11 protein-coding genes are annotated in these 23,199 nt (G+C 35.8%); all 11 read right to left on the bottom strand.

The genetic code is table 11. The features are described 5' to 3' along the window. Positions 1 to 236 precede the first annotated feature (236 nt). On the bottom strand, positions 237 to 3,014 hold the full coding sequence (locus tag ACU1LP_RS11100; protein WP_445731341.1) for a LuxR family transcriptional regulator: 2,778 nt from the start codon (positions 3,012 to 3,014) through the stop codon (positions 237 to 239). A gap of 262 nt (positions 3,015 to 3,276) precedes the next feature. Continuing rightward, positions 3,277 to 5,109: a family 43 glycosylhydrolase gene (locus ACU1LP_RS11105; protein ID WP_445736289.1), complete on the bottom strand. Its 1,833-nt coding sequence runs from the start codon at positions 5,107 to 5,109 to the stop codon at positions 3,277 to 3,279. Between the two features lie 2 nt (positions 5,110 to 5,111). Beyond that, complete coding sequence (locus ACU1LP_RS11110; RefSeq protein WP_445731339.1) at positions 5,112 to 6,797, bottom strand: sulfatase family protein; 1,686 nt, start codon at positions 6,795 to 6,797, stop codon at positions 5,112 to 5,114. Positions 6,798 to 7,209: 412 nt separating this feature from the next. Next, the gene (gene bglX / locus ACU1LP_RS11115; protein ID WP_445736290.1) at positions 7,210 to 9,525 is read right to left on the bottom strand and encodes a beta-glucosidase BglX; all 2,316 of its coding nucleotides are present in this window, start codon (positions 9,523 to 9,525) and stop codon (positions 7,210 to 7,212) included. A 2-nt stretch (positions 9,526 to 9,527) separates the two neighbouring features. Next, positions 9,528 to 10,322, bottom strand: coding sequence for a carboxylesterase family protein (locus ACU1LP_RS11120; protein WP_445731337.1), 795 nt, complete (start codon positions 10,320 to 10,322; stop codon positions 9,528 to 9,530). A 10-nt stretch (positions 10,323 to 10,332) separates the two neighbouring features. Beyond that, entirely contained in the window at positions 10,333 to 11,697 is a 1,365-nt protein-coding gene (locus ACU1LP_RS11125) for a glucoamylase family protein (RefSeq protein WP_445736291.1), read from the bottom strand. 324 nt (positions 11,698 to 12,021) lie between these two features. After that, complete coding sequence (locus tag ACU1LP_RS11130; RefSeq protein ID WP_445734489.1) at positions 12,022 to 13,374, bottom strand: glucoamylase family protein; 1,353 nt, start codon at positions 13,372 to 13,374, stop codon at positions 12,022 to 12,024. 164 nt (positions 13,375 to 13,538) lie between these two features. Further along, positions 13,539 to 15,281, bottom strand: coding sequence for a LamG domain-containing protein (locus tag ACU1LP_RS11135; protein WP_445734490.1), 1,743 nt, complete (start codon positions 15,279 to 15,281; stop codon positions 13,539 to 13,541). An 18-nt stretch (positions 15,282 to 15,299) separates the two neighbouring features. Beyond that, positions 15,300 to 16,778 carry a RagB/SusD family nutrient uptake outer membrane protein gene (locus ACU1LP_RS11140; protein WP_445736292.1) on the bottom strand — a complete coding sequence of 493 codons (1,479 nt, stop codon included), beginning with the start codon at positions 16,776 to 16,778 and terminating at the stop codon, positions 15,300 to 15,302. Positions 16,779 to 16,788: 10 nt separating this feature from the next. Continuing rightward, complete coding sequence (locus tag ACU1LP_RS11145) at positions 16,789 to 19,818, bottom strand: SusC/RagA family TonB-linked outer membrane protein (protein WP_445736293.1); 3,030 nt, start codon at positions 19,816 to 19,818, stop codon at positions 16,789 to 16,791. A gap of 221 nt (positions 19,819 to 20,039) precedes the next feature. Continuing rightward, positions 20,040 to 22,838 (bottom strand): LuxR C-terminal-related transcriptional regulator, encoded by a 2,799-nt coding sequence (locus tag ACU1LP_RS11150; RefSeq protein WP_445736294.1) that lies wholly within the window; start codon positions 22,836 to 22,838, stop codon positions 20,040 to 20,042. Positions 22,839 to 23,199: the final 361 nt, after the last annotated feature.

The following is a 23,199-nucleotide window of genomic DNA, read 5'->3' on the forward strand; positions in this document are numbered from 1 at the left end:
TTTAAAATTAAGTATTTGTAAACTTAACCTCTAGAAATGAGAAGTCCATAATTTTAACCTCGATATAAAACGAACATGGCATTTTAAAGAGATGAAAACAATAGAATTTTAGGCTAAAAGCACTGTAAATACAGCAAACTATCAATTGCAGATATTTTATGAAGGAACACTGAAAAACATGGTTTTTTTAGTGTTGTCGTGGTAATGTCGTGGTAAAAAAAGACCTTGTAGTGTAACTAGAAGTTTAAAATATAATCAATAAGACCACTATCGTGCTCTAAACCAAGTTTCTTTCTTAACCTGTAACGCTTGGTTTCAACGCTTTTTATGGATATGTTAAGTAAGGGGGCCATTTCCTTTGATGATAAATTGAGCCGTAAGTATGCGCAGAAACGCAGATCATTAGGCGTTAAATTGGGGTGGGATTGTTTTATTTTGTCTAAAAAGTCTTTGTCGGCATTATTAAAAGCTTGTTCAAAAAACGACCAATCTTTGGTATCGTTTAAATTGTTATCTATTAGTTTTAGTGCTGGGTTGTTATTGGTGTTTTTGCTTTTTTTCAGTTCTTTTTTTATACTGTTTAAAACTTCGTTCTTTTTAATGATACTCATTGTTGAAATTGCCAGCTCCCTATTTTTACTTTCTATATCCTGATTTAACTTTTCATTTTTAATACTGGTAATCAATTGTTCACTTTCTAATTGCTTGTGTGCATGCAATTTTTTATAATACTTTTTATAAATTTTATGCATCATTAATGAAAACCCAAATATTGAAACCAAATACAATAAAATGGCTAGATTGGACAAAAACCAAGGTCTGTTTATTTTAAAATCATAATTTATGGTATTTTTAGATAGTTGATTGCCTATTTTTGCCCGTATGTTTAAGTTATAATCTCCAAAAGGCAGATTCTCAAATATAAGTTCAGGCTTAGTGCCCCATTCACTCCATTGATCGTAGCGTCCATTAAGTTTATATTGATACTGAACCATATTATATTTATTATAAACCGGAACACTAAAGTTAAAAATCACAGAGTTGTTTGCATATTCAAATGCTCCTGGTTTTTTAATGTCAGCATTTACATTACTTCCACCAACATTATTCAATTCAATAGCGTTTAAAACTATATTATAATTTTTGTTTTTATTTATTTGGGAGATATCCAACGTAAGATAACCATCTGTCATTCCAATAAGGTAACTATTGTTTTTAAGATGTGTAATGTTTTCATAACCAATTTGTCCTTTTCGCAAGTAATCTGGAATAGCAACCCTATTTATTTTAAATTGATTGGTTAAGTCGTTTACCGTCACGTAACTAATATTATCGTTGGAAAAAGACCATAATTTTTGAACGTCATCAACAACCAATTTGCCTGTTACATATTCAGATTCGGTAACTATTGGACTTAATAGGGTGTCTTTAATGAAACCATTGCTTGTGCAGTCATATCTAAAAACACCTTCTTTATTGGCATATAAAATATAATCTTTAAATTTAGCTAAGCTTGAATTTTTTTCTATTTGAATTGTAGGGTCTACAAACACCTTTTTAACTATCGAAAAGTTTTTATCTGTTGTAAGTTTAAAAATACCCTTGTAACCATGACTTACCCATACTTCATTATTCTTTGTTATCTCAAAATAGCGAGCGGAGTTATCAAATCCTTGAATTTTATTTTTAATTCCCCAATTCCCACTATCCTTAATTAGGATGTTCAAACCATTGTAGTTGCCTTGTAAAAGTGTGTTTTCCATATTTGGTATTCCCTTAAAATTCCAAGTTCCCGGAGTACTGGAAACCAAAACAGCTTTGTCGTTATCAATAACGAATGTCCCTGAATGATGTCCACAAAACAATTCACCTTTATATGGGAATAAGCTCCAAACCTGACCTGCTGTACCTTCAACAAACTTAAATGGTTCTTGTGAAAATGCTTTTTTATAAAACAACCCTTGATTGGTTCCCAAATACAAAAAACCGCTAAAAACAGTGGAGGCATATATAGTTCCTATTTTGCCTTCATCATCATTAAAAACACGTATGGGCGATTTTATATTGATACAATTGATGCCATTGTCCAACCCAACCCATATATTTTCATCTGTATCTTCAAACACACTTAATGCGGTGTTGTTGCTAAGTCCGTTGCCCCTATTAAGCTCATACTCAATATTACCTGTTTTACTTAAATAAATAATACCGTTTTTTATGGTTCCTATAACAAAACTTTTGTCTTTAAGTTGAATGCTACTGAAGATATTCATTCTTTTCAAAGCTTCATTCGCAGGAATATTCCATTCAGACAATTTACCATTAACCAACGTATAAAAACCAAGCCCACGAGTTTGGATAATTAACCCTCCTTCAATTGTAAATATATTTACTACTTTATCATTCTCAAAAACAGCATTGTCAACTATCAATCTTGGTTTCCCAGCTTCAATTTTATAAATGCCTTCATGATTAACATGATAATAAATAACATTTCCAATATTAAAAACCCTTGAAATCCCGTTTTTTGAATTAATTATTGATGTAGCTCCATTTACTGGATTATAAAAATAAACCCTGTTAAAGGTTTGAAATACTATCCATTCATCATAAGTGATAATGTTCCAAACATGCTCATCTTCAACCATGGATTCCTTAAACTTATGAACCAAGGATTGGTATTGCAACTTTCCAAAGGCATCCTTTTCCCAAAAGCCAAATTCCATATAGCACCCCGTGTATATGCGGTTTTCAACAACATTTACAGCTCTTATAATGGTATTGTTTGGAGATGGATACATGATCCATTTTGCACCATTGTATTCCAGAAGTCCTTCATTATTACCTACATAAATAAATTTATTAGGTGCTTGGGAAATCATCCAATTTTGATTTTCCCCATCATAATCTGTTGGAGTGAATTTTTGTATAGGAGGTAATTCTTGCGCTAATAAACTATTCGATATGAATAATAAAAGAAGATAATATAAAGCTATGTGAAAATTGCTTTTCATAAAAAAAAATATACTCAATTTTTTAGTACATGACAAAAAAAGATATTTCATTAAAATAACTATTAAAGTTGACCCCTCCGCCTATCGGCACCTCCCCTTGAAAAAAGGGGAGGAATTATTTCAGGAGCTTCTTTTAATAATTTGATGTTAATAAATTTTTGTCATGTACTTAAACTCAATTTACATGATTTATTAAGATTATGACAATTTAAGAAGTTTTATGATGGTTTTTAAGAATAATACTATTTAACTATACACAAGTTTATTCGGTAAACATGATTTTACTTTTTTCTGAAATGCCATTTTCATTAAAAGCCTCTACTTGATAATAATAACCGGTAGCTGTGTTTAAGGCACGCAACTCATAATTAGGATGGTCGTACATTAAAGCTGATAAATTAAGTTTGTCTTTTGAAATGCCCCAATAAATAACATACCCGGTGGCACCTTTCACTTTATCCCAAGTAAGATTGGTGTTTCTTCTATCTTGTTGACGTTCCACCTTAAAATTTGAAGGCACTTTAGGTGCTTTACCTTTTCCGTTTCCAAACACTCTCAACTCCGAAATTGCCAAATAGACATTGGTACAAGACACATGATTATAGCGTATATACCTAGCATCGACCGGTTGTTTCAATTCCAGATACGCATGTGGCATATCTTTTTGGTTTTCAGAATAATCAAGAATGGTTGTCCATTTTTTACCATCCAAAGAACTTTTTACCACAAATTGTTGTTTAATGCCTTCTGGTCTGCCAAAAATAACACTGTTAAAATCCTGAAAATTAATTTGAATTGCCTTAACGCCCATAGGTTTCAACAAATCCATTTCTACATAAATGGAATCATTATTTGCCTCGGAAACCCAATACGATCTTATTTCTTCATCATTGATTTTATTGATATTGAAATCCTTTATTTGCTCTTGCATATAGCCTCCAACACTTTCATCAACCACATTTACCTCCTTCTCTACCAATCCTGAATTGGTTTTTACAGGTTTTTGGTACGATAACAGCATCCAACCCGTAAATCGGTATTTATGGTTAGGCACTTTAGTATCTGGTAAATAGTGCGGATAATCGCCATAAGCGGTGTTCACATACATTTGGCCATCAGCTTCAAAACCAGCAGGATACATGCCCAATCTGCGTTCAAATTTGAAATTCACTGAAATTGCCATGGTGGAATAATGCCAGTAATTACCGTTGTTATCCTGTACGGTGCTGCCATGGCCAGAGCCTTTTAAAAACCCGCCTGGTTTGTATGAAATAGGATTGTAGGGTGCATATTCAAAAGGGCCCAATGGGTTTTTGCCCGTATAAACACCATCGGCATACACGTTCCATTGGGTTCCTGGTGCACCATATTCCAGATAATACGTGCCACTGTGTTTCAGCATCCAAGGGCCTTCTATAAAAGGTTTTAAATCGGAATTATGGTCTTGTCCAAAACGTTCCCAACCATGTTCTTCGGGGTTTAAATTGAATAAATCGGTCTGTTCACCTAACGGGATATAATAATTATCGGCATCCAGCTCAATACCTCTTATGGGCCATTTGTTTGACGATTCTTCGTATAAATATACTTTGCCATCATCATCAACAAACAAATCAGGGTCCTGCACTCCCCCGGGCAGGTCAATGACCGCATAATTCGTTTTCCAATCGCCTATTTCCGGATTATCTGTTTCAATGACAGCACCACTTCCAGAAGGATCGCCATACACAATGACTTTACCATCTTTAACCGCTGCCGCCGGGGCATTACTACCATTAAAATACCAACTTTGGGGTTTTATAAATTTCCAATTGCTCATATCATCAGAAGCCCAATAGCCATGTGAACGCGTTACGAACATATAAAACCTACCTTTAAAATTCACAATGGCTGGATCTGCCCCCGAACGATACGACACATTGTTTTTTGCGCGATAGTGCGACATGTACGAATAATCAATATCAATGGGATTGCAATAGGTTTTAAATCCCTTTTTTGAATCTGTTTTAATTGAATTCACAATTTTTTCCTGACCTCCAATTAAATTACAAGAGATACTGAATGATAGCATGAAGCAAATAAGCAATCGTTCCATAACTATAGCTTTTTATCTTTATCGGTTATGGGGTCGTAAGAAATTCCTGTATGCCCTCGTAGGCTTTCAAATTGCTTATAAGCTCTTTCAACACTTTGGGCAGGTGCCCGTTCAAATTCTTTGTCCGTTACCATATATTTTTTTTGCAATTCGGCTAATTTTTCATGGAGTTCTGCTTTAACGATTTGATAAGACACGTCATTAATCAAATTTTTAAGTTCCTGAGGGTCTTTTTCCAAATCATAAAGTTCCCATTCATCAATATCGTCGTAAACATGAATCAGCTTATAGCGTTTTGTTCTAACGCCATACATTTTTTTGACCATGTGAAATGCAGGATAATCATAATAGTGATAATATACGGCATCTCTAAAATCATCGTTTTTCACTTTTCCTTCCAACAAAGGTTTTAACGATTTTCCTTGCATATCACTTGGAATACCAACGTTTGCAAAATCCAAAAAAGTTTCAGCAAAATCTAGATTTTGTGTTAGAGCATTTACCACTGTTCCCTTTTTTATTACCTTCGGATATTTCATAACCATAGGCATTGCCAAAGATTCCTCATACATAAAACGCTTATCGAACCAGCCTTTTTCACCCAAATAAAACCCTTGGTCGGTAGTGTAAACTATTAACGTGTTTTCAGACAGACCCGATTCTTCCAAATAATCCAAAATCCTGCCAACACCTTCATCTACAGCAGCAATGGTTGCCAAATATTCATGCAAATACCGTTGTCCTTTCCATTCCGCCAATGCTTTCCCTGAAAGGTTGGCATCGTGCATGGCATCGTTTTTTGGTTGGTAGGCTTTATCCCAAATAGTGCGTTGTTCCGCAGTCATTCTATCAAAATCGGTAGTCCATGGGTTGTGCGCCAATTCTGGACTTCCTTTGGTTTTGGTCATTTTAAGGTCGTGCCCTTCATACATATCTTTATAAATGGTTTGCAGTTGTTCTTTAGAAGCTGTTGAACCTTCATGCGATGTAAAATAGGTGTCAGGAAGCGGGAATTCCACAGAATCATATTTATTCAAATGCCGTAAGGCGGGCATCCAGTTTCTGTGGGGCGCTTTATGGTGCACCATGAGCATAAAAGGTTGCTTACTGTTTTTGGCAGTTTCCAAATAGTTGATAGCATCGTCTGTAATTATATCCGTCGCATAGCCTTCAATTCTAGTAGTGTCCACCTGTTTTGTTTGTTGGTTTACCGCAATAAAATCGGGGTTGTAATAATTTCCCTGATCGGTTAAAATATGCCAGTAATCAAAACCTTGTGGCAAACCGTCCAAATGCCATTTTCCAATGACTGCCGTTTTGTAACCTGCTTTTTGCAATAGTTTTGGGAATGTTTGTTGGCTACCGTCAAAGCTATCGCCATTCATTCTAAAACCATTAACATGGCTAAACTTCCCTGTTAACACCACCGCTCTACTGGGGCCACAAATGGAGTTGGTACAAAAATTGTTTTTAAACAAAGCACCCTCATTCGCAATTCTATCAATATTTGGTGTGGGTGCCAACTTACTTATAGGGTGGCCATAGGCACTTATCGCTTGGGCAGCATGGTCATCGGCCATAATGTAAATGATATTGGGGCGTTTTGGCTCATTTTGGGACAGTGTTGGGTTGCTTTTACACGATTGTGAAAGCACTGATAAAATGAATAATGATGCTACGATTCTCATGATATTTTGTTTTTTTTTTGACACTTTAATTTGAACATTCAATGGACATGTGATACGCACAAAGTAATCAGATTTTATTAAGTACATGACAAAAATTGAAAAATAAATGTCATATAATTAATTGTCAGCAGTTTAATAATCTCAGATGTCTCAATTCCAGTGGGATTAGTGCCATTTACAGAAGGCCAATCTAATTTTTTGTCATGTACTGAACAGATTTTATTATAATCAGTGGGTTTTGATATAATTGCTCCCGTTGACCCCTCCGCCTATCGGCATACCGAAAACTCGGTACAAGCTCTCCCCTTGAAAAAAGGGGGAGGACTTATTTAGGGGCTTGTTTTTAATGGTTTTAAATTAATTGAATTTTGTCTTGTACTTAAATAACAACGACAAAACGGCCCGTACAAATTTACTTGGTTAATTCAAATTCTTTCATAAGTTTAGCATTGGAATCTGTTCCAACAAATACTTGGAACATACCAGGTTCAGAAACAAAATCCAGATTGGAGTTATAAAACTTTAAATCGCTTTCAGTCAATTTAAAAGTCACCGTTTTGGTTTCTCCTTTCTTGATTTCAACTTTTTGAAAACCTTTAAGCTCTTTTACGGGCCTAGTTACCGAACCCACCACATCGCGTATGTACAACTGAACCACCTCTTTGCCATCATAATTTCCGGAATTGGTTACATCAACAGAAGCTTCAATACTACCTGATACGTTCATTTCTGTGGCACTTAATTTTAAATTGCTATAATCAAAAGTGGTATAGCTCAATCCGTACCCAAAAGGATACAATGGCTCGTTGCGAACATCCAAATAATTCGATTTGAATTTTTCAAACCTCCCTTCATTGTTCCCTAAGGGCCTTCCGGTGTTTTTATGGTTGTAGAAAATAGGCACTTGCCCCACATTCATTGGAAACGTAGCTGTTAATTTCCCTGACGGATTTACAGCACCAAACAAGACATCTGAAATAGCCAAACCAGCCTCACTACCCGAAAACCATACATTTAAAATGGCAGGCACCTGTGCGTTTTCTTCAACGATGGCCAAAGGTCTTCCTGTAAACAAGACCAAAACCACTGGTTTTCCAGTTTTAAGCAAAGCGTTTAATAAATCTTTTTGGACCTGCGGAATTTGCAAATTCGTTCTGCTGCTGCTCTCGCCGCTCATTTCAGCCGATTCTCCCAAAGCAGCCACAATAACATCCGATTTTGAAGCCATAGCCAGTGCTTCATCCAACAATTGTTTATCGGTGCGTCCATCCCGAGGGATGGTTTTTCCAAACATGGTCGCCCGTTTTTCAAATGCCAAATCATAATCCAAATTACTGCCTTTTGCATACAAAACATGGACGCCTTCTCCTGCAACGGTTTTTAAACCTTCCAACAACGGATTGGACAAATCTTGTTTTGTGGCCACGCTCCAGGTGCCCGCCATATTAACGGCGTTATTAGCCAAAGGACCGATTAAAGCTATTGTTCCCGACTTTTTTAACGGCAATAGTTGGTTGTCATTTTTTAACAACACCATGGACCCTGAGGCTACTTTACGCGCAAAATCCCTGTTTTCTTTAGTGAAAATTTCCGTTTTTGTTCTGGTTTCATCACAATATTTATAAGGATCTTCAAATAACCCCAATTCAAACTTGGCGGTTAAAATACGTTTTACGGCAGCGTCAATATCATTTATGGAAATTTTCCCTTCATCCAAAGATTTTTTTAATGTTGTTAAAAACCCATCGGAAACCATATCCATATCAACCCCAGCAGTTAGAGCTTGCGCAGAGACTTGTTGAAAATCTCCAACACCATGGTACACCATTTCCTCAATTCCTGTATAATCGGTTACCACAAAACCATTGAAACCCCAATCGTTTCTCAATAAATCGGTAAGTAACCACTTGTTTCCGGTTGCAGGAATACCATCAATTTCATTAAACGACGCCATAACAGAACCCACGCCCGCATCAACTGCTGCTTGGTATGGTGGTAAATACTCGTTGTACATGCGTATTTTACTCATATCAACGGTGTTGTAATCCCTGCCTGCCTCTGGGGCACCATAAAGCGCAAAATGCTTTACACAGGCTAGCATCGTGTTGTTTTTGGTTAAATCATCACCTTGGTACCCATGCACCATGGCTTTTGCTATTTCACTGCCCAAATAGGGATCTTCCCCAGAACCTTCTGAAACACGCCCCCAACGGGGATCGCGAGAAATATCAACCATAGGAGAAAATGTCCAGTTAATGCCATCGGCGGTGGCTTCTTGAGCTGCCATTTGTGCCGTTTTCTTTATCATTTCCATATCCCATGAACACGATAGGCCTAATGGAATTGGGAAGGTAGTTTCATAACCATGGATCACGTCCATTCCAAAAAGCAGTGGGATTTTCAAGCGGCTTTTTTCAATAGCAATTTTTTGAACATCGCGAATTTTTGCTGCCGATTTTATATTGAAAAGCCCCCCAACCTTGCCTTCTTCAATTTTTTTGGCAATGTTGGAACTTTTTGCTTGCCCTGTGGTTATATCGCCCGATGATGGTAAATTCAACTGGCCTATTTTCTCTTCAACGGTCATTAAACTTAAAATGGAATCCACTTGTTTCCCAAAAGGATTGCCAGAAGTTTTTGCTGGACTATTTTGTGATGTATTACAAGAAAAAATTACTGCTGCAAAAATGCAACTTAAAATACTATTGATTTTGGTTAGTTTAGTCATTTTTAAATTTTTGATTTTGAAAATAGCCATATTAAGAGTTGTGGTTCTGCAAAGGCAGAGTCCCAACTGTTGTGATTATCGTTTTCAAAATAGGTTAACTTTACATCAGCTCCTTTTTTTTGTAATGCTGTAACCATACTTAATGAAAAATAAGGATGTACCACATCATCGTTTCCGCCATGAAAAACCCATAATGATACTTTATCAGCATATTTAGTTACCGATTTCGGATTTCCTCCACCGCTTATTGGAAAAGCAGCCGCAAACAAATTGGGTTTGAACTTGAGTATATCAAAAGTACCCATGCCTCCCATGGATAAGCCCCCAACATATATTTGATTTTTATTAATGTAAGATTTACTGGTTATATCCTCCATCAAGCTCAAAACCAATTTCATGGATTTTGTTGGCTTCCCAGCCTTTTTGTATTTGTATTTTTCCAATCCCTTTTTGGAACGATCCACTTTTACATTAGACCAATACCCTTCCTTTGGAGATTGAGGAAAAATAACAATGGCAGGAAATGAATCCCTGTTTTTTTCATTGGCAAATAATTTGCTACCATGTACTAACTGGGTTTTATTATCATTTCCGCGTTCTCCTGCGCCATGTAAAAATAATATTAACGGATATTGTTTGGATTCTGAGAAATTCTTTGGAAATAGGATGCGATATTTTAAAGTATCGCCCTGTTTTACAAAAAAAGCTTCTTTATACAATTCTTGGTGTTGGGCAGTTGATGTTAATACTGCAAAACAAAACAATATCACACTCAAGTATTTTACTTTTAAAACCATTTATTCCATTTTATTGATAATTAAACCCAAGTTTATTTAAACCGTTCTTTACATCTGCATTTTGCATGAACAACTTCCAAAGCAACCCGGTTCTATGGTTTTCAATCATAATAATCTGTGGGCCTTGGTCTATGGCCAAATAAGCATCTGCAACCCAAAAATTATAGTGTGGGCTATAGGCATCATAAAATCCTGCCGGTCCCAATAGTTTATCTTTTTTCTGGTATAGATAGTGCATGACTTGCAGCGATTCATTAGGGGTATATGCAATAGAGCTAATGGCCGCAGTGGGCGACACCACACCTCTGTCGTTTGATGGGCTGTGCGCGGAATAGCCCAAAGAACCGTCATCGTTTCTGGAATAACTCGCTGTTAAACCCCACAGATCGGCGCCATAACCTACATAGTTTTTAGGATTGGAAATACAATACTGACGGTTTATTTTTGTATGGTTTACCACAACATTCCAGTAATTGCCATACTGATCGGATAGATTTTTTGGATTCAATCCCAAAAACGAATAATGGCTAAAAAACAAAGGGCCTCCAAAATTGGAGCCGCCAGAATGTTTGAGTACCAATGGAAAACCATATTGGGTGGCAGTAGATACTATGGCGCCTGAACTTGCCCATCCTTTTTCGTAGGCCGTTTTGGCAATGCTGTAATTTGGAGATGCAGCAGCCAGAATGTAGGTTATTAGCACCTCATTATAACCCACAAGTTTTAAGTTTATTACAAAACCATAATTAGGGCTCCAGTGCCAATATAAAGCGTCTTGATTTTGGGTGTACCAATTCCACTCTACACCTTTCCAGAGCATCTCTGCTTTTTGTGCCAGTGCTTTTTCTGTGTCGGAACCATTTTTTAAATATTCTTGCACACAAATAAGTCCTTGTGCCAAAAATGCGGTTTCAACCAAATCGCCACCATCATCATTGGGACCAAAAGGAATGACCTTACCGGTACCGCCATCAATCCAATGCGACCATGCGCCATGAAATCTATCAGCGCCTTCTAAAAAAATCAGTATTTTGTTTAATCTTGTAACTCCAGCTTCTCTGGTAATAAAACCACGCTCAATTGCCACAATGATGCCCATCAATCCAAAACCTGTTCCGCCAGAAGTTACTACATTCTCGTTCAATGTGGGTTCCTTAGGATGGTAACGCTCTTTCGCAGCACCCGAAGCTGCGTTGGCAAAATCCCAAAAGTATTTAAAGGTTTCTTTTTGGGTCAAATCCATCATTTCTTCATCCGTTAGTTTCTTAATTACGGGATCAATAGGGTCAGGAATATAAGGTTCTTGGTATCCCGGACCGTTGTCATTGCCGCAGGACATCATCAAATATGCAAAAATCAAGTAACTGAATCTCATCTTTATTATTTTATTATTAGTGTAGATCATTTAAATTTAATTTTTTAGTAGAAGACCCCTCTGCCTTCGGCATACCGAAAATTCGGTACAAGCTCTCCCCCTTGAAAAAAGGGGAGGAATTTGCGAGAATTTTTATTTTTGTCAATTTGAATTTTTTAGTAAATTTTTGTCATATTACAAAAAATTCAAATACTTAGTTTGTTTAGACCTCACAGGTTTCCAAAACCTGTGAGGTCTTAAAACCGCGATTATCAACTAACATTCTGTCCTGTAATTCATTTTATTTATGGAACTCATTTAAAGTTTTTCAATTGGCTAAAAACTTTAAATGAGTTCATACTTAAATCCTAATTTATCCAAACCATTTTGGACATCTTTATTTTGCATGAACAACTTCCAAAGCAACCCCGTTCTATAATTTTCAATCATTACCGGTATGGGCCCTTGGTCTATGGCCAAATAGCGCGGTACATACCAGTTGTATTCTAAACTGAAAGCGTCATAAGGCCCATACTTCCCAATTAACGAATCGTGGTTTTTATACAAATTCCGAAGCATTTGCATACTCTCTTTTGGTGTGTATGGAAATGACGATAAGGCCGCCGTTGGCGAAATGACCCCTAAATCGTTACCGGGCCTATGCCCTTTATATCCTTTTATGGAATAACTAGAGGTTAGCCCCCAAAGGCTGTCGCCATACCCTTTATAGTTTTTAGGATTATCAACAGCATATTTATAATGGATTTTTGCTTGGTTTTGAACCAGTTTCCAATAATCGGCATATTGGTCGGACAACCCTTTTGGGTTTAATCCTAAATAAGAATAGTGCGCCCAAAAAAGTGGGCCTACTGGCGCTTCATCATGTTCGTAGTAATCTAAGACCAAGTCTTCTCCATAAAATTTTTCTTTTGAAACAATGGCACCCTTACGCGCCCAACCTTTATGATATACGGATGGTTCTATGGGATGCGTTGGCGATGCTGCCGCAAGTACATACATTATTAAACATTCGTTGTAACCGCCCACCGGGAAATCCATATCCCAGCCATCGGTAGGCGACCAGTGCCAATACAGTACATCTTCGCCATTTTTAGTGTACCAATTCCATTCCACCGCTTTCCAAAGTTTGTCTATTTTGGCCGTGAGCTCTTTTTCCTTTTCATTACCATCTTTAAAATATTCTGAAACGGTTAGCAATCCTTGGACCAAAAAAGCGGTCTCTACCAGATCGCCCCCAGTGTCTTTTTTACTAAAAGGCACTATTTTCCCCGTTTCACCATTTAGCCAATGAGGCCAAACGCCGTGAAACCTATCCGATTTCTCAAGAAAATCCATAATTTTTAAATACCTATTTAATGCTTCGTCCCTGGTAATAAAACCCCTTTCTATACCTACTAAAATGGCCATGACACCAAATCCGCTACCACCAATGGTTACGGTGTTTTTGGGAGAGGTTGGATAGGCATCGTCGGTATGCAAACGCTCGCGTGCCATACCGGAATTAGGTTCGGCACCTTCCCAAAAATAGTTGAAGGTTTGTTTTTGGATGGAATCCAAAATGGTTTCATCAGATAATTCAGCATACTGTTTTTCATTTTCTGAATTTTCAACTTGCTTATTTTTGGAATTACAACTGAAAACAATGATGGTTAAAAAGTATATATATAGTAGTCTCATTTGCGAAAAATTTAAAAGAAGTTATAATACCTATCATCATTTAAGATGATTGGCATGATGGATTAAAAGTTAGCTGCATCAAATAATTTGGTACAGCTGACCTAATACAAACAAACTAAACAACTCAAAAAAATAATGGCTAGGCAACATGCTAGCCATATTTTTTAATTTATAAGAGCTTGGATTTCTGTTTGGGAAAGCACCTTGTTATAAAATGCCAATGCATCCATAGAACTTAAATCGGACTTGTGATTAAAAATCAAATATCTTGGTGCTCCAGACATGATAGACATGACGTCACAACCTGTCCAGTTTAAACCAGTAATATCAATTTCTCTTTCCAATACACCATCTAAATATACAATGGCTTTAGTTTGAGATATTGTAAAAGCAATATGTACCCAACCTGAAGTATTAGTTAATTGCCTTGCAGCAATGGCTGTTCCGTTTCCTGTTCCATTACCAACATTCAACCTAATACTTTGACTAGCTCCTCCTTCTCTAAATACTCTAATCCCGAAATTTCTATTTCCTTGACCATTGGCAGGCAGCGGATTAGACAGATCGGGAGCACTTATAGTCAAAATACCTGCGCGATTGGTACCAGGATTATTTAAATTATACCAAAAAGCACCACTAAACTCATCACTTAATAAACCCGCAGTTGGGAATGTTAAATAAGCATCATCTGCGCCCACATACGCATTGCTTCCTTCTTTAGAAGCTGTAGTAAAAGTTGGTGTTCCAATAACAGTCGCATCTGTTTTACTTATGGTTTCTAAATAATTACCATTAAAAGGCATATCAAACTTTTTACTACCTTGAACTACAGATTTAAGAACTTCATTTTGTGTTAATTCTTTATCAAAAAAGCGTAGTTCATCCATTGCACTTAAATCGGACTTGTGATTAAAAATCAAATATCTTGGAGCTCCGGACATGATGGACATAATGTCACACCCTGTCCAGTCTAAACCTGTTATAGTAGTTTCTCTTTCTAAAACACCATCCATATAGATTCTGGCTCTTGATTGATTTATTGTAAAAGCAATATGAACCCAACCAGAAGTATTAGTTAATTGTCTTGCAGCAATGGCAGTTCCGTTTCCTGTTCCATTACCAACATTCAACCTAATACTTTGATTAGCTCCTCCTTCTCTAAATACTCTAATCCCGAAATTTCTATTTCCTTGACCATTGGCAGGCAACGGATTAGACAGATCGGGAGCACTTATAGTCAAAATACCTGCGCGATTGGTACCAGGATTATTTAAATTATACCAAAAAGTTCCGCTAAACTCGTTTCCTAATAAACCTGCTGTAGGATATGTTAAGTAAGCATCATCTGCCCCTGAGTATGCTCCGGTACCTACTTTAGTTGCTGTAGTAAATCCTGGAGTTCCAAACTCATTAGCAGAGTTTCCAGATATTAATTCAGAAAAATCACCATCAAAAGGCATATAAAATTTTTCACCATCAAAAATTGGTATATAAGGAGGTGTATCTACTTTTTCAAATGTTGTGGTTTCTGTAACAACAACATCATTGGTATCAGTAGCGGTAATTGTTAATGTATGATTCCCTGTGGATACCTCTTTTGTTAAATCATCAATAATAACCAGTTTACTATCTGCAAACTCATTCAAATTTGCAATCTCAGCATCATCCAATTTCACAGTTATATTTGCAATACCAAGATCGTCCTCTACTTGAAATTTAATTGTTATAGATGCTATTGGGTCTTTTGATCTAACCACCGTAGTCCCGCTAGGACTTGGCGTTGAAAGCGTAATTACAGGGCCATCATAAAGAAAATCGCTAAATTCGGGCTGTTCTAGGTTTTGGCAACCAAAAGTTAGTATTGCCATAAATACTAAACCTAAATATTTAAAAGTTTTATTTTTCATCTTTTCTATACTTTTTAATTAATAATTAGGATTCTGAACAATAACGCCTCCAGATTGATCTATAGCATCTTGAGGAATAGGATACAAAGCGTGCTTAGGTAAATAACCCAATCCACTTAATACTGTTGAAGCATCGCCCCAGCGCACTAAATCGTAAAATCTGTATTCTTCTAATGCAAATTCCACGCGTCTTTCTTGTTTGATAGCATCTCTTAAATCAGCCTGACCTGTGGCCGTAGTATTGAGAAGACCAGCTCTTGAGCGAATTTTATTGATGTAACCAACAATTTCAGATTGTGAAGCTAATCCAGATTCATTACCAGCTTCGGCAGCCATAAGGATAATATCAGCATATCTTATAATTTTAATGTTTTCCCAGCGGTTTCCATTAATTGCTAAAGTGGTGCGAATACTTTTCATGGTATAGGCTTTTTTGTTCCAATATTGTTGCGCTAAAACACTTGGAAAAGCAGGTAATACGCCACCACCAAATCCACCATCATCTTGACCCGACTCTAGTAGTGTATTGGCTTTTCTTAAGTCGCCCGCCTCAAAGGCATTTGCAAGATTTGATGTTGGTACATTAAATCCCCATCCTAAATTCCAATCTCCTGTACCTCTAACACCTTGAGATATGAAGTAATTGGTATTGTATGAATCTCCGTTTTCGGTTACTGTTTGTTGAATTTCGAAAATAGATTCAACACCGTTATTACCAACTCTTTCAAACAAATTAACCAAATTAGGTTCTAGTGAATATACTTGAGAGTCTATAATCTCTTTACACTTGTTGTAAGCGTTGGGCCAATCGTTTTGGTAAAGATATAGTTTAGCTAATAATGATTTTGCAAAACCAGAACTAGATCTGCCCGGAAAGCCAGTCCAACTTTGTGGTAGGTTTGCTTCTGCAATTAAAAGGTCGTTTTTAATAAAGGTATCTATAGCTGCAATAGTTGATTTTGGTGCAAAAGCATCAGAAGGCACATCAATAGTAGCTGTAATTATAGGCACTTCCCCATAATCTCTACGCAACTCAAAATACATTAATGCCCTTATGGCTCTTGCTTCACCATCGTTTGCTATGCTTCCAGAGTCTGCTAAACCTTCTTCTTCAATATTATTTATCACCTCATTACAAGCAAAAATAACTTCATAATGTCCATTCCACCATGTAGTATTCAATCCAATGGTTGGGATATATTGAAAATCATTAAATGCGTTACCAAAGGCAGCACCATCTCCTGTAGTACTTCCTTTTTGAGAATCGTCTGATCTAATACTTCCAAACCAGAATCGTTCCCAGCCACCAACTCTATTTAATAAGGAGTAAACTCCAAACATGGCAGCTTCTTGCCCGCCAACTCCTAGCTCTTCATTATTTGCAACTTCTCCCAATGGTAACCTGTCTAAAAAATCATCTTGACAAGAAAAAGGGATTGCTAATAAGGCAACTAATGAAAATATTTTTAATTTTTTAATAAGCTTTATATTTTTCATACTATTTTTTTTAAAAGGTTAAACTTAGTCCAAGAGTTGATATTACTGGTATTGGGTAGCCACCACCGTCAACACCAAAAGAGGTTGGTGATCCGCCAGCTTCTGGAGTAAAACCAGATGCTTTGGTCCATGTAAATAAATTCTGAACGTTTGCATACAACTTTAATTGCTGTATTTTTAACTTTTCAAGTATATTACTGTTAATACTGTAATTTAATTGAATATTTCGAATTCTAATATAACTGCCATCTTCAATCATGTATGTAGAAGGCAATCTATTATAATTTGTTGAAAATAATCTTGGTTCCCAGTTTGAAGAACCAGAACCATTCCATCTATCTTGAAGGTCTGTTCTATAGTTAAATTGAGCAAATGAATTTCCGTTACCCCAATTACGATATATTTCATTACCATAAACACCTTGAAAATCTATATTCAAAGAAACATTCTTATATTTAAAATTGGCATAAAAACCGTATGTCAAATCTGGAGTTGGATTACCAATTAAAGTTCTATCTGCTGGCGTTATCTCACCGTCATCGTTAACATCTCTGTATTTAAAATCGCCAGGTGCATAAGTGCCTAATCTACTTGGAGGCAATGAAGCAATATCTGCATTTGATTGGTATAAGCCATCTACTATATAACCATAAAAACTCCCAATGGGTTGTCCAGTTACGGTTCTTGAAGCGGTTCCGTTTGCGAATATAGGTGCGTCTTCAAAAGTTGATAATACTTTGTTGTTGACTGTAGTAAGGTTACCACCTATTGAATAGCTAAAATCATCATTGATTTCGCCGTCCCAAGAAATTTCAAACTCAAGACCTTTATTTTCTATTTCACCAAAGTTATCAAAGAACGTTTGTACACCAGTGTCAACAAATACTAATAAATTTTCGGTTTTTCTATTGTAATAGTTGGCGTTTAACATTAATCTATTAGCAAACCATCTAGACTCAAAACCAATTTCCCACATTCTTACAGTTTCCCATTGTAGGTTTGGATTTTCCTCAAACTTTTGAACATAGCCGGGTACAACTTCATTGCCAAAAACAGCCGTAGCTCCCTGGCTTACCCCAGGATAATACGGGTAATTGGTTCCTCCGGGTAAGGCTTGGTTACCTAAAACCCCAGTTGAACCTTTAATTTTTAAATAGCTTAAACCATTAATATTATCCATAAAGCCTTCTCGAGTAACTACCCAACCAGCACCAATAGACCAAAAATCCTGCGCTCTATTTTCTGGTGCAAGCTGTGAGGTTGCATCTCTACGGTAAGAGGCGTTTAATAAATATTTGCTATCATAATTATAGATGGCTCTAGATAAAAATGAAGAGGTTGCTCTTTCTGATTGACTTGAATTTGACGTTCTAGTAGATGGATCACCGTAAGGAAATACATTTAAGTACCAAAACCGTTGATTATCTGGAATGATACCTACGGATGAACCTGGATCATGTTGCACACTTCCAGAAATGTTTTCTGATGCAAATTGTGTAGTTGTAAAACCTGCTACAGCATTTATATCGTGTTTACCATATTCTTTCGCAAATGAAAGAATGTAATCTTGTTGAAAATTAACAGTAACGTTATTAGATTGACTTACTCTTGTTAATTGATTTCCATTAAAGTTGTCAATTTCATCTGTTTCAGACACATATATTGGTACAATTGGTGTGTAAGATCTAGATCTAAAGTTGTTATAATCACCATATATTGTTGCTTTAAAATTGAAATTCTTTAAAAAATCGATTTCAGCAAACAAGCTACTTACAAAACGATACCTTTGAGGAATGCTTTTGTTTTTTGTAACCTCTGCTACTAAAAGTGGATTGCCTATTTGTGGACCGCCAATTTGCACTGGTAACTGATTGTATAAACCATTAAATTCTGGTCTAGAGTCAAAATGAATAGGATCTACAATGGGTGTTGCATTTAATGATGAACTAAAGCTACCTGTATTAGGAAGTTTATCTTGAAGTCCATTAATGGTCAACCCCATTTTAAAATTATCTGTTAAATTATATTCATTATTTAAGTTAAAAGTAATTCTTTGTAACTGTTCATCCTTAATGAGTCCGTCTTCAAGACGATACCCCAAACCAAAAGATAGTTTGTTTTTTTCAGTAGCGTTTTGTATGCTTAAATTAGTGGTTTGTAAAACTGCTGATCTATTTGAAATACGTTCTACCCAATTGGTATTACCTGTAAATTTATCATAATGAGGGAATGGAGCAGCACCTTCATTTGCAAGTTGCTCATCATAAAGTTCTCTAAAAAGAGTGGCATCAGCCAAATCTGGTGCACCTACAATATTTTTAATACCAATCGACGAGTTGAAATTAACTCTAAACTGACCCTTTTTAGCAGTTTTGGTTGTAATAATAATAACACCATTAGCTCCTCTAACACCAAAAACAGCTAGTGATGATGCGTCTTTTAACACTTCAATAGATTCTATATCATTTGGGTTCACAAAGTCTATATTGCTTGCAAATATACCATCAATTACAAATAAAGGGCCTACAGCGTATCTACTACTTGTACCTCTAATCCTAATATCAGGGGTTTGCCCTACTTGCCCAGAGTTTACTACGCTTAAGCCCGCTACTTTACCCTGAATGGATGCAATAGGGTTGGTAGCTGGCTTATCAGCGACCTCTTCACCTTTTATACTAACAATGGAACCTGTTAAATCTCGTTTTTTTGCCGTACCATACCCTACAACCACAACTTCATCAAGGGCAGCTATATCTGGGTCCATTGAAATATTAACTGTTGTTTGGTTTTGGATGGTAACTGAAGAAGTTTTAAAGCCTATATAGCTGAATTCTAAAGTTTCTCCTTTGTTCACGTTAATGGAATACTTGCCATCAAAATCGGTACTAACACCTCTGCTTGTTCCTTTTACTATGACATTTACACCAGGTACCGGCATATTATCTTCAGAACCGGTAACCACACCCGAAACGGTTATGTTTTGGCTAAAGCCACTTACTGAAAATAGAAAAAATAGTAGTAAAATAATTTTTGCTTTCATATAGTTTAGTTTAATTTTTAGTTTAGGCAATATACAATCACATTTAGATTTTTACCAATAATGGCACACTTTATAAATACGTCATCAATAAATTAAGCGCAAAAAAGCCTAATTGACGTATATCAAACTATATAAAAAAGGCAAAAAAGAGATGGTCAATGCTTAAATGACGTATAAATGGCGTAGTGATAAGCGAGTAAAAAAGTAATTTTACAGGCTGTTTAAATGAAATTCCTTAAGAAATCGGTTACGGAAATATCATTTTCTAATTTTAGCTTGCCTTTTAATCGATATCGATGGGTTTCAACCCCTCTTACTGAGATATTCATTAATGGCGCAATTTCTTTATTGGATAAATTCATTTTGATGTAGGCACAGATCTTTAAATCTTTGTGGGTCAAATCTGGGAATTGGGTTTTTAACTTATTGAAAAATTCTTCGTGTACTTGATTGAAATTGTACTCGAATACTTCCCACTCATCTTCATGCCCAACAGAATCATCGAGTTTTTTTAATAGCTTTCTAAATGAATATGTGTTATCTAAACTATTTTTATATTCCAATAATTCCTTTTTTATTTCTTGTATGGACTCATTTTTTTTAACCAATGCCATTGCTGTATTGGCCAATTGTTTACTTTTTAACTTCACTTCATTTTTTAAGGATTCATTTTTCAATTGGATGATTCTTTTTTCATTTTGAATGGCTTTCTCTCTAAGCAATTCCCTTTGCTCTTTAACAAACTTAAACTGCAATACCCGTTGTTCCTTTTTAACTTTTCGTTTGTGCAGAAAATAGACCGCTCCTATGAGTAAAAGCAATAAAAAACCAAATAATAAAAAGCCTGTTTTCCCTTTATACCATGGTGGCAGTACTTTTATTCCTATATTTTGAGGAAGTGATTTTTCGCCCAAATCGTTCGCTGCTCTAAATAAAACGGTGTACTCGCCATTATTGAGGCTAGATAGTTCCAGTTTTTCATTTTCCATTTTAGACCATTGGATAGGTTCTGTGTTGGAAATGGCATATTCAAAAAAATGGTCTCTTGACAATGCCGATGAAATAGCTATGGTAATACTCTTATTAAAAGGAACCTCTATCTCTTTATTGGAAGTCAAATCGATCAACTGTTTATTGATTTCTATGCGCTCTATGGTAGGTTTTGCTAAACTAGCCTTTATGGTGGCTTTAAAATTTCCATCAATCATCATAAACCCATCATTTAGACTTAAAGCATAAATAGAATCATTTATTTTGGAAACGTTTTCAAAATCGACAATCAATCTTTTTTTGAAATACTTTGGCATTAAAAACAAATCGTTATCTGGATTTGCGAGATTTTTAAAAGTGATGGCATCTTTGTTCTTGATGGCCAAGATATTTAGAGGGTCCTCTGAAATGATATAGGAGTCTTTTCCCCAATTATCGTTCAATAATTTATAAGGCACGATGCTATCTCTAAGTGGTTCATATCTTTGCCAACCATTATTGGTTTTAAAGCAAATTTCATTTTTTATTTTATAGACCCTCACATTATACTCAGATAAAAGTCCTTTTTTTACGTAACTTTTTATACTTGCAATGCTGTCGTAGTTTTTATCGAAACTAATTCTATATAACCCCTTATAGGCATGTGCCGCCCAAGCATGGTACTGGTCCTCAAAAACCAAAAACTGAATGGGGTCTGTTGATTTACGCATGTGCTTTACCTCCCAGGTGCCGTTACCATACTTGAATCTCACAATGCCGGCATACGTACCTTGCATGAAAATATTACTCTGTTCCGGTACTTTTTTTATGACCCAACCTCCGGTAAAATTTGAAATCAATTTTATTTTATCCTTTTCAACCAAATAAGTGCCATTGTTGTGGCCACAGAACAAGTTTCCGTTAATTTCCTTTAAATCCCAAACTTGCCCCTGAGAGCCTTCAACAAACTGTAAATTGTTCAGGTTATCTAAAAAATACAGACCTGTATTGCTTCCTAAATAAATAGTGCCTTTATATGAAATAACGTCGTAAACAGCTCCCAACTTGCCTGAAATATCGTTATAGAAGGTATGGTGTTCTTTTAAATCGATGGAAGCCAAACCATTGTCCAAACCTAACCACAGCTCATTATCCGCATCTAAATACTGACACAATATGGTATTATTTGCCAATCCGTTTTCTTTATTTACATGAAAAATAATTTTTCCATACGCATCTGTATAATACACCCCATTTTGAATGGTGCCAAAAACCATATTCCCATTGCCCAATATTGAATGGCTATTGAGCTGGTACTTTTTTAATAAAGAATCTATTTCGAAATTTAAAGAGATAAGCTTTTTTCCTTTGTAAAGATAACATCCGTTTAAGGCCGTGGTGATGAGAAGTCCGTCGTTATAATTTGATACAGAAACAACTTTTGTGTTTATTAAAGTATTATCAAGAATTGAAACAACCAATTCATCATTTTTTAAAATCAATATCCCGTTTCTTAAAGTAGAAACATACAGCACGTTTTTAACAACATCGCATGAAATAATGGTTGAAGGGGTTTTGATTTTTTTTATAACACCATCATTAAAAATATAAATATTAGAAAACGATCGGAATATTATAGAATTACGGTAGCTAACTATTTGCCAAAACTCTTCGTTTATTGGCGCATTTTTTTCAATTAATTTGCTTAATGATGTATATTTTAATTCACCTTTAGCATCTTTTTTCCAATATCCAAACTCTTCATAAGAGCCCACATATATTTTATCTATAACCGCCAATACAGAGCGAATCGTTGTTTTGTTCGGCATTTGTACTAAACTCCATTTAAACCTGTCAAATTCCAAAAGGCCCTTATCGTTGGCAACGTACAATTTACCTTCGGTGGATTTTGATATGCCCCAATTTTGATTTCCAGCATTGTAATCGGACAATGAATAATTTTGAAAATAGGGCGTAAATTGAGCAACCAATGTTTGGGACACTTGTAAAACGCATAACAGAATAAAAAATCCAATATGTTTTACATGCATGGTTTTGAATTGTATAAAAAGATGGTTAAAAAGTGTTACCAACAAAAATAATCAAATTAAAATCATTGGATTAAATTGAAACAATAATGTTTTCTTATCAAATTTTTCCATACGAACTGGTTTAAACTACTTCGGGGCAGATTCCACGAGGTATTCAAATTCCAAAGAAAATATTTTTTACTTCAACAGATATGGGTATCATTTAGTTCAGTACATGACAAAAATGGAAATGAAAAGTTCAAAACATTAAAAATAAGCCACTTAATAATTCCTCCCCCTTTTTTCAAGAGTAGAGCCTGTACCGATTTTTCGGTATGCCGAATGGCGGAAGGGTCAATGATATTGTTTTTTAAATTATATG

It is taken from the genome of Mariniflexile sp. (assembly GCF_052728615.1).